The 24,972-nt window shown below is 73.6% G+C and carries 19 protein-coding genes; 6 read left to right on the top strand and 13 right to left on the bottom strand.

What is annotated here, in order from left to right; genetic code table 11:
• Positions 1–83: 83 nt before the first annotated feature.
• The 6 genes from rpmA to ACFT41_RS11500 form a co-directional block, all read right to left on the bottom strand.
• Positions 84–338: a 50S ribosomal protein L27 gene (gene rpmA / locus ACFT41_RS11475; RefSeq protein ID WP_013288010.1), complete on the bottom strand. Its 255-nt coding sequence runs from the start codon at positions 336–338 to the stop codon at positions 84–86.
• Positions 339–349: 11 nt separating this feature from the next.
• Positions 350–664: a 50S ribosomal protein L21 gene (gene rplU, locus ACFT41_RS11480; protein WP_007072512.1), complete on the bottom strand. Its 315-nt coding sequence runs from the start codon at positions 662–664 to the stop codon at positions 350–352.
• 189 nt (positions 665–853) lie between these two features.
• Positions 854–1,384 (bottom strand): hypothetical protein, encoded by a 531-nt coding sequence (locus tag ACFT41_RS11485; RefSeq protein WP_377613805.1) that lies wholly within the window; start codon positions 1,382–1,384, stop codon positions 854–856.
• Positions 1,385–1,556: 172 nt separating this feature from the next.
• Positions 1,557–4,901 carry a ribonuclease E/G gene (locus ACFT41_RS11490; protein ID WP_377613806.1) on the bottom strand — a complete coding sequence of 1,115 codons (3,345 nt, stop codon included), beginning with the start codon at positions 4,899–4,901 and terminating at the stop codon, positions 1,557–1,559.
• A 138-nt stretch (positions 4,902–5,039) separates the two neighbouring features.
• The gene (locus ACFT41_RS11495) at positions 5,040–5,753 is read right to left on the bottom strand and encodes a TIGR03936 family radical SAM-associated protein (protein WP_377589685.1); all 714 of its coding nucleotides are present in this window, start codon (positions 5,751–5,753) and stop codon (positions 5,040–5,042) included.
• A 99-nt stretch (positions 5,754–5,852) separates the two neighbouring features.
• Positions 5,853–7,844, bottom strand: coding sequence for a TIGR03960 family B12-binding radical SAM protein (locus tag ACFT41_RS11500; RefSeq protein ID WP_377589677.1), 1,992 nt, complete (start codon positions 7,842–7,844; stop codon positions 5,853–5,855).
• A 138-nt stretch (positions 7,845–7,982) separates the two neighbouring features.
• On the opposite strand from ACFT41_RS11500, the gene ACFT41_RS11505 reads away from it, so the two are divergent.
• The 3 genes from ACFT41_RS11505 (at position 7,983) to ACFT41_RS11515 (ending at position 10,585) form a co-directional block, all read left to right on the top strand.
• Positions 7,983–9,818, top strand: coding sequence for a hypothetical protein (locus ACFT41_RS11505; RefSeq protein ID WP_377589679.1), 1,836 nt, complete (start codon positions 7,983–7,985; stop codon positions 9,816–9,818).
• A gap of 231 nt (positions 9,819–10,049) precedes the next feature.
• Positions 10,050–10,274, top strand: a complete 225-nt coding sequence (locus ACFT41_RS11510) for a hypothetical protein (protein WP_377589680.1) — start codon at positions 10,050–10,052, stop codon at positions 10,272–10,274.
• Positions 10,274–10,585 (top strand): hypothetical protein, encoded by a 312-nt coding sequence (locus ACFT41_RS11515; protein WP_377589681.1) that lies wholly within the window; start codon positions 10,274–10,276, stop codon positions 10,583–10,585. Before ACFT41_RS11510 ends, ACFT41_RS11515 begins: the two co-directional genes overlap by 1 nt.
• Before the next feature lie 54 nt (positions 10,586–10,639).
• Here the strand turns inward: ACFT41_RS11515 and ACFT41_RS11520 are convergent, their stop codons facing one another.
• The 3 genes from ACFT41_RS11520 to ACFT41_RS11530 all read right to left on the bottom strand — a co-directional run bounded on the left by ACFT41_RS11520 (position 10,640) and on the right by ACFT41_RS11530 (position 16,813).
• Positions 10,640–11,341 carry a lysophospholipid acyltransferase family protein gene (locus tag ACFT41_RS11520; RefSeq protein ID WP_377589682.1) on the bottom strand — a complete coding sequence of 234 codons (702 nt, stop codon included), beginning with the start codon at positions 11,339–11,341 and terminating at the stop codon, positions 10,640–10,642.
• Between the two features lie 313 nt (positions 11,342–11,654).
• Positions 11,655–14,861 (bottom strand): isoleucine--tRNA ligase, encoded by a 3,207-nt coding sequence (ileS, locus tag ACFT41_RS11525; RefSeq protein WP_377589683.1) that lies wholly within the window; start codon positions 14,859–14,861, stop codon positions 11,655–11,657.
• Between the two features lie 368 nt (positions 14,862–15,229).
• Entirely contained in the window at positions 15,230–16,813 is a 1,584-nt protein-coding gene (locus tag ACFT41_RS11530) for an alkaline phosphatase D family protein (RefSeq protein ID WP_377613807.1), read from the bottom strand.
• 265 nt (positions 16,814–17,078) lie between these two features.
• Here ACFT41_RS11530 and ACFT41_RS11535 point away from each other — a divergent pair, with 265 nt between their 5' ends.
• Positions 17,079–17,501 carry a carboxymuconolactone decarboxylase family protein gene (locus tag ACFT41_RS11535; RefSeq protein WP_377589987.1) on the top strand — a complete coding sequence of 141 codons (423 nt, stop codon included), beginning with the start codon at positions 17,079–17,081 and terminating at the stop codon, positions 17,499–17,501.
• Between the two features lie 173 nt (positions 17,502–17,674).
• Here ACFT41_RS11535 and ndk read toward each other — a convergent pair whose 3' ends face one another.
• Positions 17,675–18,100 (bottom strand): nucleoside-diphosphate kinase, encoded by a 426-nt coding sequence (ndk, locus tag ACFT41_RS11540; RefSeq protein WP_377589988.1) that lies wholly within the window; start codon positions 18,098–18,100, stop codon positions 17,675–17,677.
• Positions 18,101–18,243: 143 nt separating this feature from the next.
• Between ndk and ACFT41_RS11545 the strand changes: the two genes are divergently transcribed.
• Complete coding sequence (locus tag ACFT41_RS11545; protein ID WP_377589989.1) at positions 18,244–19,626, top strand: VOC family protein; 1,383 nt, start codon at positions 18,244–18,246, stop codon at positions 19,624–19,626.
• Positions 19,627–19,710: 84 nt separating this feature from the next.
• Here the strand turns inward: ACFT41_RS11545 and ACFT41_RS11550 are convergent, their stop codons facing one another.
• From ACFT41_RS11550 to ACFT41_RS11560, 3 genes are all read right to left on the bottom strand, one after another.
• Positions 19,711–20,100, bottom strand: coding sequence for a DUF4233 domain-containing protein (locus ACFT41_RS11550; protein ID WP_377589990.1), 390 nt, complete (start codon positions 20,098–20,100; stop codon positions 19,711–19,713).
• A complete protein-coding gene (locus ACFT41_RS11555) occupies positions 20,097–21,368 on the bottom strand; it encodes a bifunctional folylpolyglutamate synthase/dihydrofolate synthase (RefSeq protein WP_377589993.1) in 1,272 nt (423 codons plus the stop codon). Before ACFT41_RS11555 ends, ACFT41_RS11550 begins: the two co-directional genes overlap by 4 nt.
• A 104-nt stretch (positions 21,369–21,472) precedes the next feature.
• Entirely contained in the window at positions 21,473–24,091 is a 2,619-nt protein-coding gene (locus ACFT41_RS11560) for a valine--tRNA ligase (RefSeq protein ID WP_377589991.1), read from the bottom strand.
• A gap of 70 nt (positions 24,092–24,161) precedes the next feature.
• On the opposite strand from ACFT41_RS11560, the gene ACFT41_RS11565 reads away from it, so the two are divergent.
• On the top strand, positions 24,162–24,842 hold the full coding sequence (locus ACFT41_RS11565) for a hypothetical protein (RefSeq protein WP_377589992.1): 681 nt from the start codon (positions 24,162–24,164) through the stop codon (positions 24,840–24,842).
• Positions 24,843–24,972 lie beyond the last annotated feature (130 nt).

Consider the following 24,972-nt stretch of genomic DNA (forward strand, 5'->3'; position numbering starts at 1 on the left):
CTACAGCGGGTGGACGCCCCGCGCGTACGAGAAAAGCGAAGCGGGCCGGGACCAACCGGTCCGCGGCCCGCGACGCGCCGAAACTACTGCTGCGGCACGATGCTGACGGTCTTGCGACCGCGCTTGGTGCCGAACTGGACCGAGCCGGCGGCCAGCGCGAAGAGCGTGTCGTCGCCGCCACGGCCGACCAGGTCACCGGGGTGGAACTTGGTGCCACGCTGCCGGATGAGGATCTCACCCGCGCTGACGACCTGACCACCGAAGCGCTTCACGCCGAGTCGCTGGGCCGCGGAGTCACGGCCGTTGCGCGAGCTGGACGCACCCTTTTTGTGAGCCATCTGAGGACGACCTACTTCCCGCTGGAGATGCCGGTCACCTTGACCTGGGTCAGCGGCTGGCGGTGACCCTGGCGCTTGTGGTAGCCGGTCTTGTTCTTGAACTTGTGAATCTTGATCTTCGGGCCCTTGGTGTGTGCGGCGATCTCGCCGGACACCGCGACCTCGGCAAGCTTTGCCGCGTCGGTCACCAGGTCGTCACCGTCGACGAGGAGCACCGCGGTGAGCTTCACCGCGTCGCCGGGGGCACCGGCGAGCTTCTCGACCTCGATCACGTCGCCCTCGGCGACCTTGTACTGCTTGCCGCCGGTCTTGACGATCGCGTACATCGGAGGCGGACTCCCTGTCGTTGAGGCTGCTGGCGGTCGTTCCCTCGGCGGCTCGCCGGGTAGCAGAAGCGCGGCGGCGCGGGCACGCGGGAACTCGGCACACCAAAGTGCGCCGCAAGATAGCGTACGCCATCGGCGGGACGACACCCAAACCGGGGTGCGCGACCCGGCCAGCGGGCACAGAGCTGGTCAGCGGGCACAGAGCTGGTCGAGGCGCTGCTGGAGCTCGTCCAGCTCCTCCTCGTCGATCGCGTCCACGTCGGTGCCGAGCATCCCGACCTCGGTGGCGAGATCGGCCAGGAGCGTACGCAGCTGGGGGTCGGTGGCCTGGACCGACTGCTCCCGCAGCGCCGTGCGCCAGCCGGTCAGCGCCGCCTCGGCCCGCTTGCGGGCGGCCTCCGCCGTCGCGCTGTCGCTCGCGCCGACCGCCCCGATCATCTTGCCCAGCTCCGCCACGTACGTGCGGACCGCCGCACTGCTGGCCTGCTGGGCGGCGGCGCAGACCTCCGGGGCGTTCCCCCCGGCCGCGCCGCCCGCGGCGGGCGCTCCGCCCGGCGTGCCCGGGGCCGCACCCCCGCCGCCCGGGGTGGTCCCGCCGGCCGCGGCCGGCGGGGAGCCACCCGGCCCGCCGACGGGGTCGGAGCCGGAGCGCTCGGCGGAGCAGGCCGCCGCGGCGGACAGAACGGCCGCGGCGACGGTGAGGGCGAGCAGACGACGCATTCTTCTTCTCCTGACCGGGGGTGGCCGATCCTAACCGGGGCCCGGCACGCGGCAGGACCCCCGCCCCGGTGCTGTCACCCGGGCAGGGGTCCTGCGAAACGCGTCGCCGGTCAGCCGGCAGCTCCGGGCACCGGGGCCGCGCCGACCGCCGGGCCGGTCAGCCGGCAGCCGGTCACGGGCGGGTACGCCGCCGGGCGCCGCCCCGGCGGGACCGCCGCCGGCCGGTGCCGGCCTCGCCGCCGTCGGTGTCGCCCTCGTCGTCGCCGAGCGCGTCCGGGTCGTCGGCCCCCGCCAGCCGGGCGGACTCGCCCTGCTGGCTGTCCGCCACGGCGGGCGCGGCAGCGGTGTCCGCCTCGTACCGGGACAGGTCGTAGCCCATCGTGTCGTGGTAGTCGGTCTCGACATCGGCCGGCGCCTCGACCACCTCGACGACTGTGCGCTCCGGTGCCGCGCTCTTGCGCGCCCGCCGCCGCGACGATGCCCCGCCGGTCGGCTCGGCGGCGGCGGCGGGGGCGGGGGCGGGGGTGGGGGTGGGGGTGGCCGGGGCGGCCGAGGCGACCGCCTTGACCTTCTCCACCGCGCCGCCGCCCGAGCGCGGCTTCTCCGGCACCGGCTCGGTGTGGATGACCAGGCCCCGGCCCTTGCAGCACTCGCAGGGCTCGCTGAACGCCTCCAGCAGCCCCGCGCCGATCCGCTTGCGGGTCATCTGCACCAGGCCGAGCGAGGTGATCTCGGTGACCTGGTGCTTCGTGCGGTCCCGGCCGAGGCACTCGGTGAGCCGACGCAGCACCAGCTCACGGTTCGACTCCAGCACCATGTCGATGAAGTCGATCACGACGATGCCGCCGATGTCGCGCAACCGGAGCTGGCGGACGATCTCCTCGGCCGACTCCAGGTTGTTCCGGGTGACCGTCTCCTCCAGGTTTCCGCCGGAGCCGGTGTACTTGCCGGTGTTGACGTCGATGACGGTCATCGCCTCGGTACGGTCGATCACCAACGAGCCGCCGGAGGGCAGGAAGACCTTCCGGTCCAGGCCCTTGAGGATCTGCTCGTCGATCCGGTACGCGGCGAACACGTCGGTCGTGCCGACGTGCCGGCGTACCCGGTCGACCAGGTCGGGCGAGACGTGCGAGAGATACGACTCGACCATCCCGTACGACTCGTCGCCCTCGATCACGAGCTCGCGGAAGTCCTCGTTGAACAGGTCCCGCACGACCCGGATGACCAGGTCCGGCTCCTCGTAGAGCAGCACCGGGGCGCCGCCGGCGGCAGCCTTGGCCTGAATGTCCTCCCACTGGGCCTGGAGGCGCTTGACGTCGCGGGCCAGCTCGTCCTCGCTCGCCCCCTCGGCGGCGGTGCGGACGATCACGCCCGCGCCGTCCGGGACCAGCTTCTTGAGCGCGTCACGCAGCCGCTTGCGCTCGTTGTCCGGCAGCTTGCGGCTGATGCCGGAGGCGTTGCCGTTCGGGACGTACACCAGGTGCCGGCCGGAGAGCGCGATGTGGCTGGTCAGCCGGGCACCCTTGTGCCCGATCGGGTCCTTGGTGACCTGCACCAGCACCGAGTCGCCGGAGCGCAGGGCCTGCTCGATCGAGCGGGCCCGCCCCTCCAGGCCGGTGGTGTCCCAGTTGACCTCGCCCGCGTACAGGACGGCGTTGCGTCCGCGCCCGATGTCGACGAAGGCCGCCTCCATGCTCGGCAGGACGTTCTGCACCTTGCCGAGGTAGACGTTGCCCGCCATCGTGCCGGAGGAGTTGCGGGTGACGTAGTGCTCGACCAGCACGCCGTCCTCCAGGACGGCGATCTGCGTACGGTCACCGCGCTGGCGGACCGCCATCACCCGGTCGACCGCCTCCCGGCGGGCCAGGAACTCCGACTCGCTCAGGATCGGCGGGCGGGTCCGGCGCTGCTCCCGGCCGTCCCGACGACGCTGCCGCTTGGCCTCCAGCCGGGTCGAGCCGGAGACGCCCTGCACCTCGTCGACGGCCTTGCGCGGCTCACGGATCTTGACGACGGTCGGCACGCCGTCGTCGGCGCCCCCGTCGGTGTCCCCGGTGCCCCGGCGGCGGCGACGACGGCGCCGACGGGTCAACCCGTCCCCGCCCTCGTCGGTCTCGCCCTCGTCCTCGTCGCCCTCGGCCTCGGGCTCCTCGGCCTGGGCGGCCTCCTCGGCCTCGTCGTCGTCGGCCTCGTCCGCGCCGCCCTTGCCCCGGCCCCGGCCCCGGCGTCCCCGGCGACGACGCCGACGGGCGGCGGCCTCCTCGTCTTCCTCGTCCTCGCCGGCCTCGGCCTCCTCCTCCTCGGCGGCGGGCTCCTCCTCGGCCTCCGGCGGCTCGATCTGCTCGACCGGCTCGACCTCGCGCCGGGCGCGGCGCCGCCGGCGGGACGGCTCGGGCTGCTCCTCGACCGGCTCCGCCTCGGCCTCGACCGGGGCCGGCACCACGACCCGGGCGACCGGAAGCTCGTCCGGCTGCGGGGCCATGAAGAGCACGGTCGGCGCGGAGAGGACGGTCCGCCGCCGGCGGGTCCTCGGCTCTGCGGGCTCGGCGACCTCGGCGGCTTCGACCGGCTCGGCGACCTCTGCTGGCTCGCTGACCTTGGCGGCATCGGCGGGCGCGATGATCTCGGCGGGCTCGGTGACCCTGGCCGGCGGCTCGGCGGCGCCGGAGACAGCCGCCCCGGGCGGCACCTCCCCGGAGCGGTTCTCGGCACCGCTCGAACGACGGCGGCCACGACCGGCGGTCCTGCCCGCGGTCGTCCTGCCGGCGACGGCGGGCTGGTCGATGGCGGCAACCTGCTCGTCGGCGACGGTCTGGTCGGCAGGGCCGGCTGCGGCCGGCTCGACGACGGCGGCGGCCTGGACGGCTGGCGCACCCACCGGCGGCTGGACGGCGGCCGGCTCGGCCACGGCCGGTGCCGGCCCGGTCTCCGCGCCGCGCGCCTCGGCCCGCGTGCCCGCCTCCTCGGCGGCCTCCGCCGCGCCGAGGGCCGGCTCGGTGGCCGGGACCTCCGCCGCGGCGGCCTTGCGGCGGCGGGTCCGGGTGACCTTGACCGGGGGTACGACCTCGGCAGCGGCCTCCTCCGCGGCGGCGGCGACGATCGGCTCCTCCACCGCCTTCGCGGTGGTCGCCTTCCGGCGCCGACGCGGCGTCTTCGGGGCCTCCTCCAGCTCACCGGCGACCGGGGCGAAGACCTCGGCCTGGGGGGCCTCCCCGCTGGCCGAGCCGGCGGAGGTGGACGCCTCCACCGGTGCCTCGGTCTGCTCCGGCTGGTTCAGCGGGGCGGCCCGGCGACGGGTGGCCCGCTTGCGGGGCGGCGGGGCCGGCGCCTCGGCGACGGCCTCCCCCTGCGCGGCGGTGGGGCCACCGGCCGGGGCCGCGCCCTCGGCGGCGGTGAGGTCCGCGGTGCCGGTGACGGTGTCACCGCCGGCGCGGCCGGTGTCGGTGGTGCGGTCAGCGGTCTCGCCGGCCGGCTGTGAACCGGTCCGTTCGCCGCCCTCGGGCTCGTTCTCGAGCATGGACGTTCTCCAGTTCTGGCTGCCCCGGGCGCGGGTGAGCGCTGCCACGCAGGGTCGCCGCAAAAGTGTTTCCGCCGGACACGCGAGGTGCGCGACCGCCGAAGTCTGCCTGCCAGAACGCTGACCGTCGGTCAACGCTCACACGATGGCTGCCCCGTCGCGATCCGCGTCCAACGGATCCACGATCTCGCCCTGTGCGGTCAGCGTGCCCTGCGCCAGCCGGATCACCCTCGGGGAGACCGGCGGCTCCAGGTCGGCCACCGCGCGCAGGCCGGAAAGGACGTCATCGGGTCGTACGGACGGGGTGACCTGCCGGACGACCAGTTCGAGTATCGCACACGACACGCCCGGGACCTTGGAAGGCGTCTCAGCCGACCGGATCACATCGATCTTCATAACTGCCGCACGGGCGTCGAAGGTGCGCCGCCCCTGCTTCGTCATCCGCTCGACCTGAACCTCCCCGGCCGCGGTGAAGGCGGCCACGGCGCGCTCCAGCACGGCCGGCTCCACCTCCGGCAGCTCGATCCGCCAGTGCGACGCCTCGATCCGGTCGGCCAGGCCGCCCCCGGCGGCGACGACCGCGTCCAACACGTCGAGGCCGGGCGAGAGCGCGGCGTCCAGCGCCGCCCTGAGCTGCTCCGGGTCGACCGGCTCCCGCAGCCCGATCTCCAGGTATTCGGCCTCGCTGGCCACCCCGGTCGGGGCCGCGCTGGCGTACGAGATCTTGGGGTGCGGGGTGAATCCCTGGGAGAAGGCGATCGGCACCCCGGCCCGCCGCAACGCCCGCTCGAACGCGCGGGCGAAGTCGCGGTGCGAGGTGAACCGCAACGGCCCACGCTTGGCGTACCGGATGCGGACGCGCTGGACGACCGGCGCCTGCCCGCCCTCCGGCTGTGGTTTCCTACTGATCGTCGTGCTCCTCGGATCGGTTGATCATCCCGCGCGGGGGGATCACTGCGGGGTGGGGGCGGGAATCCGCAGCCCGGCACCGTTGATCGGGGTCAGCGGGAGCAGCTTCCTGCCCGTGGGGCCGATCTGGATCTCGGTGTCCATCGACGGGCAGACCCCGCAGTCGAAGCACGGGGTCCACCGGCAGTCGTCCTGCTCGTACTCGGACAGGGAGTCCTGCCAGTCCTGCCAGAGCCAGTCCTTGTCCAGGCCCGAGTCCAGGTGGTCCCAGGGCAGGACCTCCAGCTCGTCGCGCTGGCGGGTGGTATACCAGTCCAGGTCCACGCCGAAGGCCGGCAGCACCTCGGCGGCAGCCTCCACCCACCGCTGGTATGAGAAGTGCTCGCTCCAGCCGTCGAACCGGCCGCCGTTCTCCCACACCCGCCGGATGACCGCGCCGACCCGGCGGTCACCCCGGCTGAGCAGGCCCTCGATCAGCGACGGCTCGCCGTCGTGGTAGCGGAAGCCGATCGCCCGGCCGAGCGAACGGTCGGCGTTGATCGCCTGCTTGAGCAGCCGCAGCCGGTGGTCGATGACCTCCGGTCGCTCCATCGAGGCCCACTGGAACGGGGTGTGCGGCTTCGGCACGAAACCGCCGATCGAGACCGTGCAGCGGATGTCCTTGCTGCCGGTGGCGGCCCGGCCCGCCCGGATCACCTCGTGCGCCATGTCCGCGATCTCGAGGACGTCGGCGTCGGTCTCGGTGGGCAGCCCGCACATGAAGTAGAGCTTCACCTGCCGCCAGCCGTTGGTGTACGCGGTGACGACGGTGCGGATCAGGTCTTCCTTCGACACCATCTTGTTGATGACCTTGCGGATCCGCTCCGACCCGCCCTCCGGGGCGAAGGTCAGACCGGTGCGCCGGCCGTTGCGGGACAGCTCCTGGGCCAGGTCGATGTTGAACGCGTCCACCCGGGTCGACGGCAGCGACAGCGACACGTTGGTGCCGGCGTACTGCTCGGCCAGGCCCGAGCACATGTCGCCGATCTCCGAGTGGTCGGCCGACGACAGCGACAGCAGGCCCACCTCGTGGAAGCCGGAGAACTCCAGCCCCTGCTGCACCATCTGCCCCACCGTCGTGATGGACCGCTCCCGCACCGGCCGGGTGATCATGCCGGCCTGGCAGAACCGGCAGCCCCGGGTGCAACCCCGGAAGATCTCCACCGCGTACCGCTCGTGCACGGTCTCGGCGAGCGGGACGAGGGGCTTCTTCGGGTACGGCCAGGCGTCCAGGTCCATCGTCGTGCGCTTGTGCACCCGGAAGGGCACGTCCGCCCGGTTCGGCACCACCCGCTGGATCCGGCCGTCGGGGAGGTAGTCCACGTCGTAGAAGCGCGGCACGTAGACGCTCTCCGTGCGGGCCAGCCGCAGCAGCAGCTCGTCCCGGCCGCCCGGCGAGCCCTCGGCCTTCCACTCCCGGACGATCGCGGTGATCTCCAGGACCGCCTCCTCGCCGTCGCCGAGCACGGCGGCGTCGACGAAGTCGGCGATCGGCTCCGGGTTGAACGCGGCGTGCCCGCCGGCCACGATCACCGGGTCGGCGTCGGTGCGGTCGGCCGCCAGCAGCGGAATGCCGGCCAGGTCGATCGCGGTGAGCAGGTTGGTGTAGCCCAGCTCGGTGGAGAAGGAGACGCCGAACACGTCGAAGTCGCGCACCGGGCGGTGGGCGTCGACGGTGAACTGCGGCACGCCGTGGGCGCGCATCAGCTTCTCCAGGTCGGGCCAGACCGCATACGTCCGCTCGGCCAGCACGTCGGGCAGCTCGTTGAGCACCTCGTAGAGGATCTGCACGCCCTGGTTGGGCAGGCCCACCTCGTACGCGTCGGGATACATCAGCGCCCAGCGCACGGCCGCCGCGTCCCAGCTCTTGACCACCGCGCCCAGCTCGCCACCGACGTACTGGATGGGCTTGGTCACCTGGGGCAGCAACGGCTCCAGACGGGACCAGATCGACGGCTCCACGGCGGGGCGCGGCGTGGTGGACGGAACGCTCATGATGCCCAAGGGTACGCGGCCACCCGTCGCCCGCCGCGCCGCGCCCGCCGCCCGCCCGGCCCACGCCGGACGTGGGTGGATCGCCGCCGGTGGCACGCCGGTACTAACCTCGGACCGGCGCGAGAGGAGATTGCCGCGATGCCGCACCCGCAGCCGGGAGCAGATCGACCGGCCGACGGGGGCACCCCGGCCGTCGACCGGGACCATGATCCGGCGGTCGCCGGAGAGTCGGCCCCCTCCCCCGTACCATCGCCCGTCGCGCCGGCCCCGCACGGCTCCGCCGAGCCGGCCGACGCCGAGCAGGTCACGGCAGGCGAGCCGACGACCGACCCGGCGACGGCCGACGGGACGGAGGCGACCACCGTCGCGGCGGGTGACGCCCCCGACGCGACCGGAACCACCCCGCTCCCGACCGGCGGGACCGCCGACGCGACCGTCCCGGTCGCGGACGACCTGCCGGAGTCCGGGTCGTCGGCGGGGCCGGAGCCCACCCGGGTCGATCCTGCCCGGGGCCACGAGGCACGACCCGCACCGACGGCCCCGCCCCGGCCGGCCGGTTCCGCTTCGCCGCCACAACCCGGCCTCGATCCCACCCGGGTCGAGCCCACGCCGCCGCAGCCCGCTCGAGGTCGGGCCGGCGCGCCCTCGCCGGCCCCCGCCCCGGACCACGCCGAGGCCACCCGGCCGGCCCCCGCCCCGGACCCGACGAAGGTCGACGCGCGCCCCGACGCCACGGGACTCGACGCGCGCCCCGACGCCACGAGGCTCGATGTGCGCCCGGACCGGACGACCGTCGACCCCGCCGCCGCCGAGCCGCCCGCGCCCCGGTGGAGCGGGTCCGCGCCCGTCCCGCCGCCGGCCCCGCGCAAGCGGAGCTGGGGCGAGTCCGCCGAGTTCACCCCGCCTCCGCCTCCGCCCCCGCCCGCCCCGGTCGGGCCCGGGCCGCTGCCGCCCCCGGAGAGCCAGGTTCCGGTGGACCCGTGGGCCGGCGTCGACACCGGCAGTTGGGACCTGCACGCCGCCGAGCTGCCGCCGCTGCCGCCGACCACGCCGTACCCCGCGACGCCACCCACCCGGCAGTACCCGGGACCGGCGGCCGGCTCGGCACCCGTCGTCGGTCGCGGCACCCCGGCGGCGTCCCACCCGATGGCCCCGCCGCAGCCGGCCCGGCCCGTCTCGCCCGCCGCCCGGCCCGTCAGCCCGCCGCCGGTCGCCCGGCCGGTGCCGCCGCCCATGGCGCAGCCGGTGCCGCCGGCACCCGCCCGACAGGTGTCACCGCCCCGACAGGTCTCGCCGCCCCCGGCCCGACAGGTCTCGCCGCCGCCCGTGGCTCGCCCGACGGCGCCGCCGCCCCCGCAGCAGCGCCGGCCCGCCCCACCCCCGCCCGCGCCGAAGGCCCCCCGTCGGCGCCGTCGGCGCTGGCCGTGGGTGCTGCTGCTGAGCATCGCCTGCTGCTGCGGCTGCCCCGCGTACTGGGTGAAGCCGATGTGGGAGCAGTATCCGGCGAAGGCGGCACTGCCTGCGCAGATCGCCGACCTGTCGCTGCGCGAGGACGCCAGCAGCGAGGCCGCCGCGAAGCAGCTGGAAGCCGAGACGCGCGAGGCGCACCTGCTGGCCGAGGACACCTTCGCCGGCGTGTACGCCTCGTCGGCCGGCAAGCCCGTCGCCGTGTTCGGCGGCACGGGCTTCCGGTTGACCCCCGAGAGCGACGCGGACGACGAGCTGACCCGGCTCAAGCAGCGATACCAGCTCGGCGATCCACAGGTGGTCGACACCGACGTACGGGGGCGGTTCGCCCGCTGTGCCGTCGGCGCGCTCGACGGCACCGACGTGGTGGTCTGCACCTCGGTAGACCACGGCAGCCTCACCACCGGGATCTTCACCCAGCTCTCGGTGGACGACAGCGCCCGGCTGCTCGGCGAGATGCGCGAGCAGATCATCACCCCGGAACAGGTGGGCACCAACGCGACGTGACGCGCGGGTCCCAGCGAGCCGAGCGGCCTGTTCGGCGTGATCTCCGAGTGATCTCCGACACTCGGATTTCGCGCTTCCGGGCCGGATGGCCACCGCCCCGGGCCACAATCGGGGCGTGTCGCGCTCTCCTCCTCGTTCAACCTCGGGCTGCTCGACCCCCTCGACGCGGTCCGGGGCGCGGAGCGGGCGTACCGGAGCCAGGGTGCGCCGCTGGCCAGCGTGGAGGGCTTCGTGCGGCAGGTCCTGGGCTGGCGGGACTTCGTCTGGAACCTGTACTGGTACTTCGGTGCCGGGTGGCGGCGCAGCAACGCGCTCGCCGCCCGCCGCCCGGTGCCCCGCTGGTTCCAGGAGCTGGACGCCGACGCGGTCGAGGCGCACTGCCTGAACGCGGCTGGCGCCCGGCCGAACTGGTGGAGTGGTTCCACACCCGCTTCGTGGACGGCTACGAATGGGTGATGACCGCCAACGTGGTCGGCATGAGCCAGTACGCCGACCTGGGCCGGATGACCACCAAGCCGTACGCCTCCGGCGGCGCGTACATCAACCGGATGAGCGACTACTGCGGCGGCTGCCGGTACGACCCGCGTACGCGTCTCGGCGCGGACGCGTGCCCGTACGCGGCGGGGTACTGGGCGTTCCTGGCCCGCAACCGGGACCGGATCCCGGCGAACGCCCGGATGGCCCGGACGATGAAGCAGCTGGACCGCCTCGCGGACGTCGACCGGGTCGTGGCGCAGGAGAGGCAGCGCGGCAACGACGCGCCGTGACGGCCCCGAAGCGTCGGCATGTCGCGGCCGGGGTGTCAGGACCGCTCGGGCGGATCAGGCCCCGGTCGAGGGCTCGCCGCCGACCGGGGGGTGGGCGCGCGGCGGGGCGTAGCGCGGGACGTACTCCTGGCCGGTGAGCTTCTGGATCTCGCTCATCAGCTCGTCGGTCATCTCGCGCAGCGAGGTCCGGTCGTCGGGACGGCCGGTGAAGTCCAGCGGCTTGCCGAACCGGACGATGATCTTCGACCTGCCGGGCAGGGGCACCCGGGCACCGATCGGCTGGGCCTTGTCGGTGCCGATCATGCCGACCGGGACGATCGGCACGCCGGCCGCGACCGCCAGCCGGGCAGCGCCGGTACGTCCCCGGTAGAGCCGGCCGTCGGGCGAGCGGGTCCCCTCCGGGTAGACGGCGACCAGGTCGCCGCCCCGCAGGGCCGGGATGGCCGCGTCGAACGCGGACAGCGCGGCCCGGCCGCCGGCCCGCTCGACGGGGATCGCCCCCAGACCGGTGAGCACGAACTTGGAGAGGGCACCCTTCACGCCGATGCCCTTGAAGTATTCCGACTTGGCCCAGAACGCCAGGTGCCGGGGCACGACCGTGCCGAGGAACAGCTCGTCGGCGACCGAGAGGTGGTTGCCGGCGAAGATCGCCCCGCCGGTCTCCGGGATGTGCTCGAGACCCTCCACGGTCGGTCGGAACGCCAACCGGAGCGTGGGCGCCACGGTGAGCTTGCCGATGGTGTAGAGCAGCGGCACTGGTCCTCCGGGGTCGTGCTGGGACAGGCGGTCGTGCTGGGACAGGCAGTCGGTCGTGGCCGTAACCAGCGGTCGGGCCGATACCGGCGGTCGTGCTGGCACGGGTGTTGTCACGTTAGCCGACGCTGTCGAGTCCGCCCGCACGGGTCGCCGCCGCGTCTGCTCCGTGGCCGGCCCCGACGCGACCGCCCCGGCCCGACAACAGCCCGACGCGCCCCGGTCGGCCCGACGCGGCCCGACGCGGCCCGACGCGGTTGAGAGGGGCCCCCACTCTACAGAAAGCGTTGACAGGTGGCCCCTCCTTGCACCCAGCTCAGGCGCGGCGCACCACGACCGTCACACGGTCGCCGTCGCCGACCTCACCGGCGAAGCCGGCCCGGTCGGCGCGGTCGGCCACGGCCACGGCGTCCGCGCCCTCCTCCGTCACGTCGATCGAGTCGGCGAGCACCTCGCGGGCCACGAATTCCCGGTACGCCGACACCGCCGCCCGGACCTCCGCCGAGGCCGACAGTGTCAGCACGATCCGGTCCGACACGTCCAGGTCGGCGTCGCGGCGGGCCTGCTGCACCACCCGCACCACGTCACGGGCCAGCCCTTCGGCGGCCAGCTCCGGGGTGACCTCGGTGTCGAGCACGACCACGCCCTCGCCGCCGGGCAGCGGCGCGGAGTGCTCGGCGTCGGCGGCGACCAGGCGCAGCTCGTACTCGCCCTCGGCGAGGGTGACCCCGGCGGCGACGGGGGCGCCGTCGTGCAGCTCCCACTCCCCCGCCTTGACCGCCTTGATCACCTGCTGCACCTGCTTGCCGACGCGGGGCCCGAGCGCCCGGGGCACCACGGTCAGCACCTGCTGGCAGTAGCTGGTGACCTCCTCGGAGAACTCCACGACCTTCACGTTGACCTCGTCGGCGACCAGGTCGGCGAACGGGCGCAGCTGCGCCGCCACCGGCGAGGCCACGGTCAGCTTCGACAGCGGCAGCCGCACCCGCAGCCCCTTGGCCTTGCGCAGCGACAGCGCCGCCGAGCAGACGTCCCGGACGGCGTCCATCGCCGCGACGAGGTCGTGGTCGGCGGGGAACTCCGCGGCTGCCGGCCAGTCGGTCAGGTGCACCGACCGCTCGCCGGTGAGGCCGCGCCAGATCTCCTCGGCGGTCAGCGGGGCCAGCGGCGCCACCACCCGGCACAGCGTCTCCAGCACCGTCCAGAGCGTGTCGAACGCGTCGGCGTCGCCGGACCAGAACCGGTCGCGGGACCGGCGGACGTACCAGTTGGTCAGCGCGTCCAGGAACGACCGGACCGTCGCGCAGGCCCCCGAGATGTCGTACGCGTCGAGCTGCGCCTGCGCCGTGGCGACCAGCTCGTTCGTCTTCGCCAGCACGTACCGGTCGAGCAGGTGGGTGGAGTCCACCCGCCGCTTCGCGGTGTACCCGTCGGCGTTGGCGTAGAGCGAGAAGAAGTACCAGACGTTCCACAGCGGCAGCAGCACCTGCCGGACGGCGTCGCGGATCGCGCCCTCTGTTACCGGCATGTCCCCGCCACGCAGCACCGGCGACGACATCAGCATCCAGCGCATCGCGTCGGAGCCGTACGAGTCGAAGACGTGGTAGACGTCCGGATAGTTGCGCAGGCTCTTGGACATCTTGCGCCCGTCGGAGCCGAGCAGGATGCCGTGGCTGAGGCAGTTGCGGAACGCCGGCCGGTCGAACAGCGCCGTGGCCAGCACGTGCATGGTGTAGAACCAGCCGCGGGTCTGCCCGATGTACTCCACGATGAAGTCGCCCGGGTAGTGGTGCTCGAACCAGTCGCGGTTCTCGAACGGGTAGTGCACCTGCGCGAACGGCATCGAGCCGGACTCGAACCAGCAGTCCAGCACCTCCGGCACCCGGCGCATCATCGAGCGCCCGGTCGGGTCGTCCGGGTTGGGGCGCACCAGGTCGTCGACCGCCGGCCGGTGCAGGTCGGTCAGCCGTACGCCGAAGTCCCGCTCGATCTCGTCGAGCGAGCCGTACACGTCCAGGCGCGGGTACGTCGGGTCGTCGGACTTCCACGCCGGGATCGGCGAGCCCCAGAACCGGTTACGGCTGATCGACCAGTCCCGGGCGTTGGCCAGCCACTTGCCGAACGAGCCGTCCTTGATGTGCCCCGGCGTCCAGTTGATCTGCTGGTTCAGCTCCACCATCCGGTCCCGGAACTGCGTCACCGCGACGAACCACGACGACACGGCCTTGTAGACCAGCGGGGTGTCGCAGCGCCAGCAGTGCGGGTAGGAGTGCGTGTAGGTGTCCTGCCGCAGCACCACCCCCCGCTCCTTGAGCTCCCGGATCACCGGCTTGTTGACGTCGAAGACCTGCTCACCCTGGTACGGCGGGACCAACGCGGTGAACCGGGTGTGGTCGTCGACGGTGACGACGGTCGGGATGCCGGCGGCGTTGCAGACGTTCTGGTCGTCCTCGCCGAAGGCCGGAGCCAGGTGGACGATCCCGGTGCCGTCCTCGGTGGTGACGAACTCCGCCCCGAGCACCTGGTAGGCGTTCTCGCCGGCCCGGTCGACGAGGAAGTCGTACAGCGGGGTGTAGCGGCGGCCGACCAGGTCCCGGCCGTACACCGTGCCGACCTGCTCGTATCCCTCCAGCTCCTTGGCGTACGCGCCCAGCCGCGCCGCGCCCACCACGTAGCGGGAGCCGTCGCGCGCGCTGTCGGGGGAACCCCGGTGCTCCAGCACCGCGTACTCGATGTCGGGGCCGACGGCGAGCGCCAGATTCGACGGCAGCGTCCAGGGCGTGGTGGTCCACACGCCCAGCCTGACCGGCCCGCGCAGCAGCTCCGGCGCGGACGCCTCGGCGGTCAGCTCGAACCACACCGTGAGCGTCGGGTCGTGCCGGTCCCGGTAGACGTCGTCCATCCGGGTCTCGGTGTTCGACAGCGGGGTCTCGCACCGCCAGCAGTACGCCAGCACCCGGAAGCCCTCGTAGACCAGGCCCTTGTCGTGCAGGGTCTTGAAGGCCCACATGACGCTTTCCATGTAGTCCAGGTCGAGGGTCTTGTAGTCGTTGGCGAAGTCGACCCAGCGGGCCTGCCGGGTGACGTACCGCTCCCAGTCGTGGGTAAACTCCAGCACCGAGGCGCGGCACGCCTCGTTGAACCGGGCCACGCCGAGGTCGAGGATCTCCGCCTTGCTGGTGATGCCGAGCTGCTTCTCGGCGACGACCTCGGCGGGCAGGCCGTGGCAGTCCCAGCCGAAGCGCCGCTCGACGTGCCGGCCGCGCATGGTCTGGTAGCGGGGCACCGCGTCCTTGACGTATCCGGTGAACAGGTGGCCGTAGTGCGGCAGGCCGTTGGCGAACGGCGGGCCGTCGTAGAAGACGTACTCGTTCTTGCCGTCGACGCCGGTCGGCCTGGCCTCGACGGACGCCTCGAAGGTCTTGTCGGCCGCCCAGTGCTCCAGCACCCGGCGCTCGACCGCGGGCAGGTCGGGGCTCGCCGGGACGCCGGCGGCGGTCGGGTCGTGCAACGGATAGGCCATCGGGGGTCGCTCTCCTCGCGCAGCTCACGTGGTCGTGTGGTCTGCGAGGACGAGCCTTCTCCGGTACGCCGTCACCGGCGCCCCGGGGCAGGCCCGCGGTACCACCCCGCTTGGCGGTCAGGATCGACCGCCCGCTCGTTGCCGGCTGTGACGGGCCGGACCCGTCCGGTTCTACTGGGCCGGGTTGCGCCGGCCGTTCTTCCGGAGGCTCACCGGTGATGGCCGGGTCGTCGCCTTACGAGGGTCAAGGATACGCGATCCCCGGCGTCGCCCGCCGCCGACTAATCGGGGCCCGCCCTGCCCCTCCCCCGCCCTCCCGACCTTGGACAGTTGCCGTCCGCGCCGAACGACAACTGTCCAAGATCAGGTCAGCGGCCCGGGGCGGGCAGGGTGATGGTCCAGAGCGAGGCGCCGTCGCGGTCGCGCAGGTGCACCGTGAACGCGCCCGACTGCCCGTCGATGGCCACCTCGCCGAAGTGCTGGAAGCCCTCGGCCGGCGACGTGTTCGCCCGCGGCGGGGCGTTCACGAAGACCGCCTTCGGTCCGAACGTGCCGTCCAGGGCGTTCGGCCCGAAAGCGCCGGCGTGCGCCGGGCCGGAGACGAACTCCCAGAACGGGGTGAAGTCGGCCACCGCCGCCCGCGCCGGGTCGTAGTGGTGCGCCGCCGTGTAGTGCACGTCGGCGGTGAGGAACACGATCCCGGTCACCCCGGCCCGGTGCGCCGACCCCAGCACCTCGGCGAACTCCAGCTCCCGCCCGGCGGGCGCGCCGGGGTCGCCCTGCGCCACGCCCTCCTGCGCCGCCCCGTCCGGCACCACCAGGCCGATCGGCAGGTCGTTGGCGATCACCTTCCACGTCGCCCGGGACCGCTTCAGCTCCCGGACCAGCCAGTCCCGCTGCTTTCGGCCGAGCAGGCCGCGCAACGGGTCGGCGTACGTGTTGCCGTCGTTGGGGTCCTTGTAGGTGCGCATGTCCAGCACGAACACGTCCAGCAGCGGCCCGTACGACAGCTTCCGGTACAGCGGCCCGCCCGCCGGCACGGGCAGCCACTCGCCGAACGCCTGCCGGGCCCGCGCGGCGAGCACGTCCACCCGCTGCTCGGTGTACCGGGCGTCGGCCAGTACCTCACCGGGGTACCAGTTGTTGGTCACCTCGTGGTCGTCCCACTGGTTGACCTGCGGCACCTCGGCGACGAACGCCCGCAGGTGCTCGTCGAGCAGGTTGTACGCGAACTGCCCCCGGTACTCGGCGAGGGTCTCGGCGACCTTGCTCTTCTCCGGGGTGACGAGGTTGCGCCAGATCCGGCCGTCGGGCAGCGTCACCGTCTCGGCGAGCGGCCCGTCGGCGTACACGGTGTCGCCGCTGCACAGGAAGAAGTCCGGACGGACGGCCCGCATCGCCTGGAAGATCCGCATCCCGCCGAAGTCCGGGGCGATGCCCCAGCCCTGCCCGGCGATGTCGCCGGTCCAGACGAACCGCACGCCCCGCCGGCCGTGCGCGCCGGGCGCGGTGGCGAACGAGCCGACCAGCGGCGCGCTGCGTACCCCGTGCCGGTCCAGGCTCTCCACCGACACCCGGTAGTGCAGCCGCTCGCCGCACGGCAGGCCGCGCAGCCGCACCCGGCCGGTGAGGTCGGCGGACGGGTCGAGCACCGGGCCGCGCAGCAGCCGCGCGCCGCGCAGGTCGGGCCGGTGGCTCACCTCCACCCACATCCGGCCCGGCCGGTCGGCGCGGGTCCACACCAGCGCCGAGTCGGCCGTGACGTCGCCGCTCTGCACGCCGTGGGTGAGCACGGGCCGGCCGGAGGGCCGCCAGGCGGGCGCGCCGGCCGGCGGGGCCGCCTGGGCGCCGGTGGCCTGGGCGCCGGCCGCGCCGAACAGCGCGCCGCCGGCCAGGCCCGCCCCGGTCGCGAGGCCGGCGCGCAGCAGGGTACGTCGGTCGAGAGAAGTCATCTGTCCCCTCCACGGAAAGTTGGTCACCAGTGGTGTACCGGGGGCAGGTGTGCTGTTCCGGCGGCCCGGATGGCTGGCGGGGAAAGCCCGGCTGACCAGTCGGGGCCCCGCCTGGGGATCGGCATCCGTGCGCGGCACCGCCGCACCCGCCCGCCGCCGGGATGACGCGCGTCACACCGCGAGCCGTCACATCCGGCCCCCGCCAGCCGTCGTGACAGGTGCATGCTCTCGACGACAGGAGGACACGACGAGCCGGATCGACCTGATGGCGGTGGCGCCGGACGCGTACCGCGCGGTGTCCGGGCTGGAGCGCTACGCCCGGGACAACGTCGAGCACACCGTGCTGGAGCTGGTGAAGCTCCGCGCGTCCATGCTGAACGGCTGCGCGTTCTGCGTGGACATGCACAGCCGGGACGCCCTCGCGGCGGGCGAGTCCAGCCGGCGGCTGTTCGCCGTGGCCGCCTGGCGGGAGGCGCCCTTCTTCGACGAGCGGGAACGCGCCGCGCTCGCGCTCACCGACGCGCTCACCCGCCTCGGCGAGCACGGGGTGCCCGACGACGTGTGGGACGCCGCCGCGAAGGTCTGGTCGGAGAAGGAGCTGGCGGACCTGACGGTCGCGATCGCCACCATCAACGTGTGGAACCGGGTCGTGGCGGCCACCCGACGCCGGCCGTCAACGGACGAGTGACGGCGGCGGGGGCGCGGCTGGCCCGGGCCGAACGCCGGTCCCGGTGACGGAGCCGGCCGGGGCGACGACAGCCGACGCGGCCGGGGCGGCTGGCGCGCTCGACGCGCACCGGCCGATGCTGCTCGGGCTGGCGTACCGGCTGCTCGGCAGCCTGCACGACGCCGAGGACGTGGTCAGGCCAACTCGGGGAACCAGAGCGCGATCTCGCGCCTGGCGCTGTCGACCGAGTCGGAGGCGTGCACCAGGTTCTCCCGGTTCGACAGGGAGAAGTCGCCGCGGATGGTGCCGGCGGCGGCCCGGCGACCGTCGGTGCTGCCGATCATGCCGCGCACGACCTCGACGGCCTGGTCGCCGGCGAGCACGAGGGCGACCAGGGGCCCGCCGGTCATGAAGCCCTTCAGCGGCGGATAGAACGGCTTGTCGACGTGCTCGGCGTAGTGCTGGTCGGCGAAGTCGCCGTCCATCGTCCGGGACACCATGGCGTCGATCCGCAGGCCCTTGCGCTCGAAGCGGGAGAGGATCTCGCCGACCAGGCCACGGCGGACCGCGTCGGGCTTGATCAGGACGAGGGTGCGCTCGTCCGGGCTGCTGCTGGACACGCTGGGTTCCTCCTGTGCGCGGAAGACGGCTCGGCTGGGTACGGTCAGCCTAGCGACCCGGTCCCGGCACCGGCGCGGCGGCTGCTCTTTCCCTGGGTCGCCGATCCGGCCTAGCCTGGCCCTTGACTCCAGGGAGGTCCACTGTGGCTAACGGGAACCGACCCATCGCGCCGGTACGCAAGCTCATCGCCGCGGTGCTCGGCACCGTGGCGACCTTCGTGGTCCTGTTCGGGCTGGGCATGACCAGCTGGGCGATCGTGGCGTTGGGCGTGGCGCTGGTGGTGCTGGCGATCGCGCTGGCCACCGTGCGCGGCGGCGGGCGCACCTGGGTCGTCGGCGTCGGGCACGTGCACAGCGCCTCCGAGCCCCCCACGACGTACGCGTTCGGCCGGTGCGAGCTGCAACTGGTCATCGACGCACCCGGGATGCCGCCCCGGTCCAAGAAGATCATCGAGCCGCGGGTGCCGGTGGCGAAGTGGCCGTCGATCGGCCAGTCCCTGCCGATCCGGGTGGCCCTGGACGACCAGCGCCACGTCCGGGTCCTCTGGGACGACGTGCCCACCCACGCGGAGACCGCCGCCGCGGCGGTCGCCGATCTGCCGCCCGAGTTCGCCGGGCCCGACCCCGTCGACGAGGTGCTCATCGGGCAGGAGGCGCCGCCGTGGGCCGACCGAGCCCCGGACGACGACTTCCACGACGACCCGCGCGACGCGCCGGCACCCGCCCCCCTGCGCGACGACCTCCGTCCCCTGCGCGACGACCTCGGCCCGCTGCCGGAGGACCGGGAGCCCGTCGTGGTGCACCACCGCCCCGGCGGCCCGGTCGTGCTGGAGGGGACGCTGGTGGAGCCGACCGCCGGCCAGCTGCCCCGCCGGGCCACCCCGGCTCCCCGCACCCCGGCCGAGGAGCGGTTCGCCCCGGCCGAGAAACAGTTCGCCACGGCCGATGAGCGGTTCGACCCGACCGTGCCGGTGGAGACCATCGACGCGGGCCCACCGCCCGCCGACCCCGCCGACGCGGGCCCGTCCGCCGACCCGATCGACGTGCCGCTGGACGCCCCGGGCACCCGGTCGGCGCCCCTGGACCAGGCCGAACTGGACGAGGCGATCTTCGGCTACGACCCGGAGGCCGGGCCGGCCGACGCCGCCGCCCCGATCAGCGGCGTCGGCATCACCCTGCTGGTCACCGACCTGGGCCGCTCGCTGGATTTCTACCGGGACACCCTCGGCTTCACCGAGGTCGACCGGGGCTCCGGCAACGCGGTGCTCGCCTCCGGGGCAACCCGGCTGGTGCTGCGCGAGGTCGCCGGCGCGGCCCCCATGAGCCGCCGCCTCGTCCACGTCAACCTGGAGGTCGACGACATCCAGGGCGCGTACGAGCGGATGCGCGACTCCGGCGTCCGCTTCACCTACGCCCCCCGGGTGGTGAACCGGGGCACCAAGCTGGAGGTGTGGGCGGCGGCGTTCCGCGACCCGGACGGCCACGGAGTGGCCCTCACCCAGTGGCGCACCCGCGCCGACGCCTGAGGCGCAAGGAAGGGCCCCTGTTAACGCTTTCGGCAGAGCAGGGGGCCCTTCCTGACACCCGTCCCGCCGTGGCGATGGTGCGGCTCAGCGGCCGAGGATCACCCGGCGCACGTGCAGGGCATACCCCCAGACCAGCGCGAAGATGATCCCCAGCGCCAGCAGCGACCAGTGCAGCAGCCCGGCGAGCATCAGCGCCCCCTGCAGCACGGTGCCGGCGTGCCACGCCCACGGGCGGCGCATCACGCCGGCCAGCACCACCGCCGCCACGGCCAACGCCACGATCACCGCGATGGCCGCGCCGCTGAGCTCGCCGCCGACCACCCGGATCGGCTGGATGGCCAGCAGCAGCACCAGCGCCTCCAGGCCCAGCGTCCCCGCGCCCAGGCCACGCACGGCACCCTCGGGGTTGCGCAGCCCGGACCGCCGTGTCCCCGGACCGCCCGGCGACGAGGGCCGCTCCTCGGGGGACGTCATCGCTTGAGCAGCCGGCGGGCGTCGGCCACGGTCACCACCGAGCCGGTGACGAGCACGCCGACGCCGGCCAGTTCGCCGGGTACGTCGGACTCGGCCTGGGCCACCGCCGTCTCGATCGCGTCGGGCATCTCCTCGGCCACCTCCACCCGGTCCGGCCCGAAGACCTCCCGGGCCAGCTCGGCCAGCTCCTCCGCCGGCATCGCCCGGGGCGAGGAGTTGCCGGTGACCACCAGGTGGTCGAGCACCGGTTCCAGCAGCTCCAGCAGACCCGCAGCGTCCTTGTCGCCGAGGACGGCGAGCACGCCGACGAGCTTGCTGAACGCGAACTCCTCCTGCAACGCGGTGACCGTGGCGGCCATCCCGTGCGGGTTGTGCGCGCCGTCGAGCAGGACCGTCGGGGCCGTGCGCACCTTCTCCAGCCGGCCGGGCGAGCTGGCGGTGGCGAAGCCCTCCCGTACGGTCTCGACGTCCAGCTGCCGCTTCGCCCCGGCCCCGAGGAACGCCTCCACAGCGGCCAGCGCCACCGCCGCGTTCTGCGCCTGGTGCGCGCCGTGCAGCGGGACGAACACCTCCTCGTACACCCCGCCGAGCCCTTGGATGTTCAGCACCTGGCCGCCGACGGCGACCGACCGGCGCAGCACGCCGAACTCGGACCCCTCGCGGGCGACGGTCGCGCCGACCTCGGCGCAGCGCTCCAGGATCGGCCGCGCGGCCTCCTCCTCCTGCGCCGCGCAGACGACCGTGGCCCCCTTGTGGATGATCCCGGCCTTGTGCAGGGCGATGTCCTGGAGCGTGTCGCCCAGCCATTCGGTGTGGTCGAGCCCGATCGGGGTGAGCACCGCCACCCCGGCCTGGAGCACGTTCGTGGCGTCCTCCGCGCCGCCGAGCCCCACCTCGACCACCGCGACGTCCACCGGGGCGTCGGCGAACGTCGCGAACGCCAGGGCCGTCGTCAGGTCGAAGTAGGTCAGCGGCTCGGCGGAGCGCTGGTCGACCAGCTCGGCCAGGGGGGCAACCTCGCGGTACGTGGCCACGAAGCGGTCCTCGCCGACCGGCTCCCCGTCGAGGCTGATCCGTTCCCGGACGCTCTCCAGGTGCGGGCTGGTGTAGCGGCCGGTGTGCAGCCCGAACGCCCGCAACAGCGAGTCGATCATCCGGGCGGTCGAGGTCTTGCCGTTGGTCCCGGTGAGGTGGATCGACGGGTACGCCCGCTGCGGGCTGCCGAGCAGGTCGAGCAGCGTCTCGATGCGGTCCAGCTCGAAGTGCATGCGGGTGAAGCCGCGCCCGTTGAGCGCGGCCTCCACCTCGGCGAACTCGGTGCGGCCGATGCCGTCGCCCCCACGGGCGCGGTCGGTGCGGTCGGTGCGGTCGGTCACGAGGGTAGCGCCTCCAGAGCGGCGTCGATGCGGACCAGGTCGGCCTCGGCGGTGGCCAGCCGATCCCGGATCTTGGCGACCACCGGCTCCGGGGCCTTCCCCACGAACGCCGGGTTGTCGAGCTTGGCCCGGGCCTGGGCGACCTCCTTCTCGGCCGCCGCGCGGTCCTTGGTGAGCCGGGCCCGTTCGGCGGCCACGTCGATCGACCCCCGGGTGTCCAGCGCGACGCTCACCTCGCCGGGCATGGCGAGGGTGGCGCTGGCCTGGAAGTCGTCGGCGGGCGGGTCGAGCCGGACCAGCGACCGGATCAGCCGTTCGTGGCCGGCGATACCCGCGCCGGCCAGGCCGTCGAGCCGCGCGACGACCCGCTGGGTGGGCCGCAGGCCCTGGTCGGACCGGAAGCGCCGGATCTCGGTCACCACCCGCTGGACCGTGCCGACCTCGCCCTCCGCGGCATCGTCGATTCCGGTACGGTCGGCAGCCGGCCAGGCGGCCGTCATGACGGTCTCCCCGCCGGTGAGCGCGGTCCACAGCTCCTCGGTGACGAACGGGATCACCGGGTGCAGCAGCCGCAGCAGCTGGTCGAGCACGTGCCCGAGCACCCGGCGGGTGGCGTCGGCACCCGGCCCGCCCTCGGCGAGCACCGGCTTGCTCAGCTCCACGTACCAGTCACAGACGTCGTCCCACGCGAAGTGGTAGAGCAGGTCGCAGACCTTCGCGAACTCGTACGCCTCGAACTGCTCGTCCACCTCGGCGGTGACGTGCGCCAGCCGGGACAGGATCCACCGGTCGACGGTCGACAGCGTGCCGGCCTCGGGCAGCGGGCCGTCGACGTGCGCGCCGTTCATCAGCGCGAAGCGGGTGGCGTTCCAGAGCTTGTTGCAGAAGTTGCGCGAGCCCTGGCACCAGTCCTCGCTGACCGGGACGTCCTGGCCAGGGTTGGCGCCCCGGGCGAGGGTGAACCGGGTCGCGTCGGCGCCGAACCGGTCGATCCAGTCCAGCGGGTCGACCACGTTGCCGAACGACTTCGACATCTTCTTGCCGTGCTCGTCGCGCACCATGCCGTGCAGGGCGACGACGTCGAACGGCGGCCGGCCGTCCATCGCGTACAGGCCGAACATCATCATCCGGGCGACCCAGAAGAACAGGATGTCGTAGCCGGTGACCAGCACGCTGGTCGGGTAGAACTTCGCCAGGTCCGGCGTCTGCTCGGGCCAGCCGAGGGTGGAGAACGGCCACAGGCCGCTGGAGAACCAGGTGTCCAGCACGTCCTCGTCCTGGTGCCAGCCCGCGCCGGTCGGCGGCTCGTCGTCGGGGCCCACGCAGACGATCTCGCCGTCCGGCCCGTACCAGACGGGGATGCGGTGACCCCACCACAGCTGGCGGGAGATACACCAGTCGTGCATGTTGTCGACCCAGGCGAAGTACCGCTTCGCCAGCTCGGCCGGCTCGATCTTCACGCGGCCGTCGCGCACCGCGTCGCCGGCCGCCTTGGCCAGCGGGCCGGTGTTGACGAACCACTGCAACGACAGCCGAGGCTCGACGGTGGTCTTGCACCGGGAGCAGTGGCCGACGGCGTGCACGTACGGCCGCTTCTCGGCCACGATCAGGCCCTGCTCGCGCAGCGCGGCCACGATCGCCGGCCGCGCCTCGTAGCGGTCCAGGCCCTGGAACGGGCCGTGGGCGGTGATCACCCCGCGCTCGTCCATGATCGTCAGGGCCGGCAGGTCGTGCCGCTGGCCGATCTCGAAGTCGTTCGGGTCGTGCGCCGGGGTCACCTTCACCATGCCCGTGCCGAAGCTCGGGTCGACGTGCTCGTCGGCCACGATCGGGATCCGCCGGCCGGTCAGCGGCACCTCGACCTCGGTGCCGATCAGGTGCTGGTAGCGCTCGTCGCCCGGGTGCACCGCCACGGCGGTGTCGCCGAGCATCGTCTCGGCGCGGGTGGTGGCGACCACCACGTCGGCGGAGTATCGGATCGAGACCAGCTCACCGTCGTCGTCGGTGTGCTCGACCTCGATGTCGGACAGGGCCGTGAGGCAGCGCGGGCACCAGTTGATGATCCGGTTGGCGCGGTAGATCAGGCCGTCGTCGAAGAGCTTCTTGAACATGGTCTGCACGGCCCGGGAGAGGCCGGCGTCCATGGTGAAGCGCTCCCGGTCCCAGTCGACGGCGTCGCCGAGGCGGCGCATCTGACCCAGGATCGCGCCGCCGGACTCGGCCTTCCACTGCCACACCCGCTCGACGAACTTCGCGCGGCCCAGGTCGTGGCGGGACTGGCCCTCCCCCGCCAGCTGCCGCTCCACCAGGTTCTGGGTGGCGATGCCGGCGTGGTCCATGCCCGGCAGCCAGAGCGCCTCGAAGCCCTGCATCCGCTTGCGCCGGGTCAGCGCGTCCATCAGCGTGTGCTCGAACGCGTGGCCCATGTGCAGCGAACCGGTGACGTTCGGCGGGGGGATGACCACGGTGAACGGGGGCTTGTCGCTCTGGGTCGACGCCCGGAACCGGCCGCCGGCTACCCACTGCTCGTACCGTCGCTGCTCCACCTCGCCCGGCTGGTACTGGGCGGAGAGGGTCGGGGCGTCGGGGCGTCGGGCATCCAGTCTCTCGGTCACCCTCAAAGTCTACGGAGCGCTTCCGCGGACCCGACGTGCGCCACCTGTTTGTTCGCGTACGGTGTCGGCTATGTCCGACGCGCATCTCACCGAGCGTTCCCTCGCCCGCGAGCCCGAACCGATCGACCTCACCGAGGAACCGATCCGGCTGGGCAACCAGGGCCCGGAGGACGTCCCCGGGCGCGGTCCCCGGTCCCGGCGCCGGCGGATCGCGCTCGCGGTGGTGCTGGCGGCCGGCCTCGCGGGGGTGGGCGCGCTCGGCGTCGCCGGCTGGCGGGTGGCGCAGCAGAAGGACACCGAGTTGTCCAGCCCCGAGACGGTTGCCGGGCTGCGGCGGGACGACAGCGAACGCGCCCGCAGCACCGCCGAGTACCTGCGCGACGGGCTGTCCGCCGACATCGACCTGGACCGCAGCTTCGGCACCGTCTACCGGGATCCGGCGGACGAGAAGCGGACGGTGCTCATCTTCGGCGGTACGACCCTGCTCTGGCAGCCGGAACGCGACCTGGACACCCTCTTCCGCCTGCTGACGGACGAGACCGGGAAGGTCACCGGCCTGCGGGAGGTCTCCCCCGGCCGGTTCGGCGGGGTGATGAAGTGCGGCACGACCAGCGGCGAGGGCGGCGACTTCGCGATCTGCGGCTGGGCGGACCACGGCAGCGTGGCGATGGCGATGTTCCCGAGCCGGCCGGTGGATTCCGCCGGTGACCTGCTGCGCCAGATTCGCGAGGAGATCCAGACGCGCTCCTGATCCCGCCCTGGAAACGGTTCAGGGCCACCCCTCACGGGGTGGCCCTGAACGAAAGAATGTCCGGCGGTGTCCTACTCTCCCACACCCTCCCGAGTGCAGTACCATCGGCGCTGAAGGGCTTAGCTTCCGG

Origin of the sequence: Micromonospora sp. NPDC057141 (assembly GCF_042670805.1) — a bacterium.
Taxonomy (GTDB): Bacteria; Actinomycetota; Actinomycetes; order Mycobacteriales; family Micromonosporaceae; genus Micromonospora.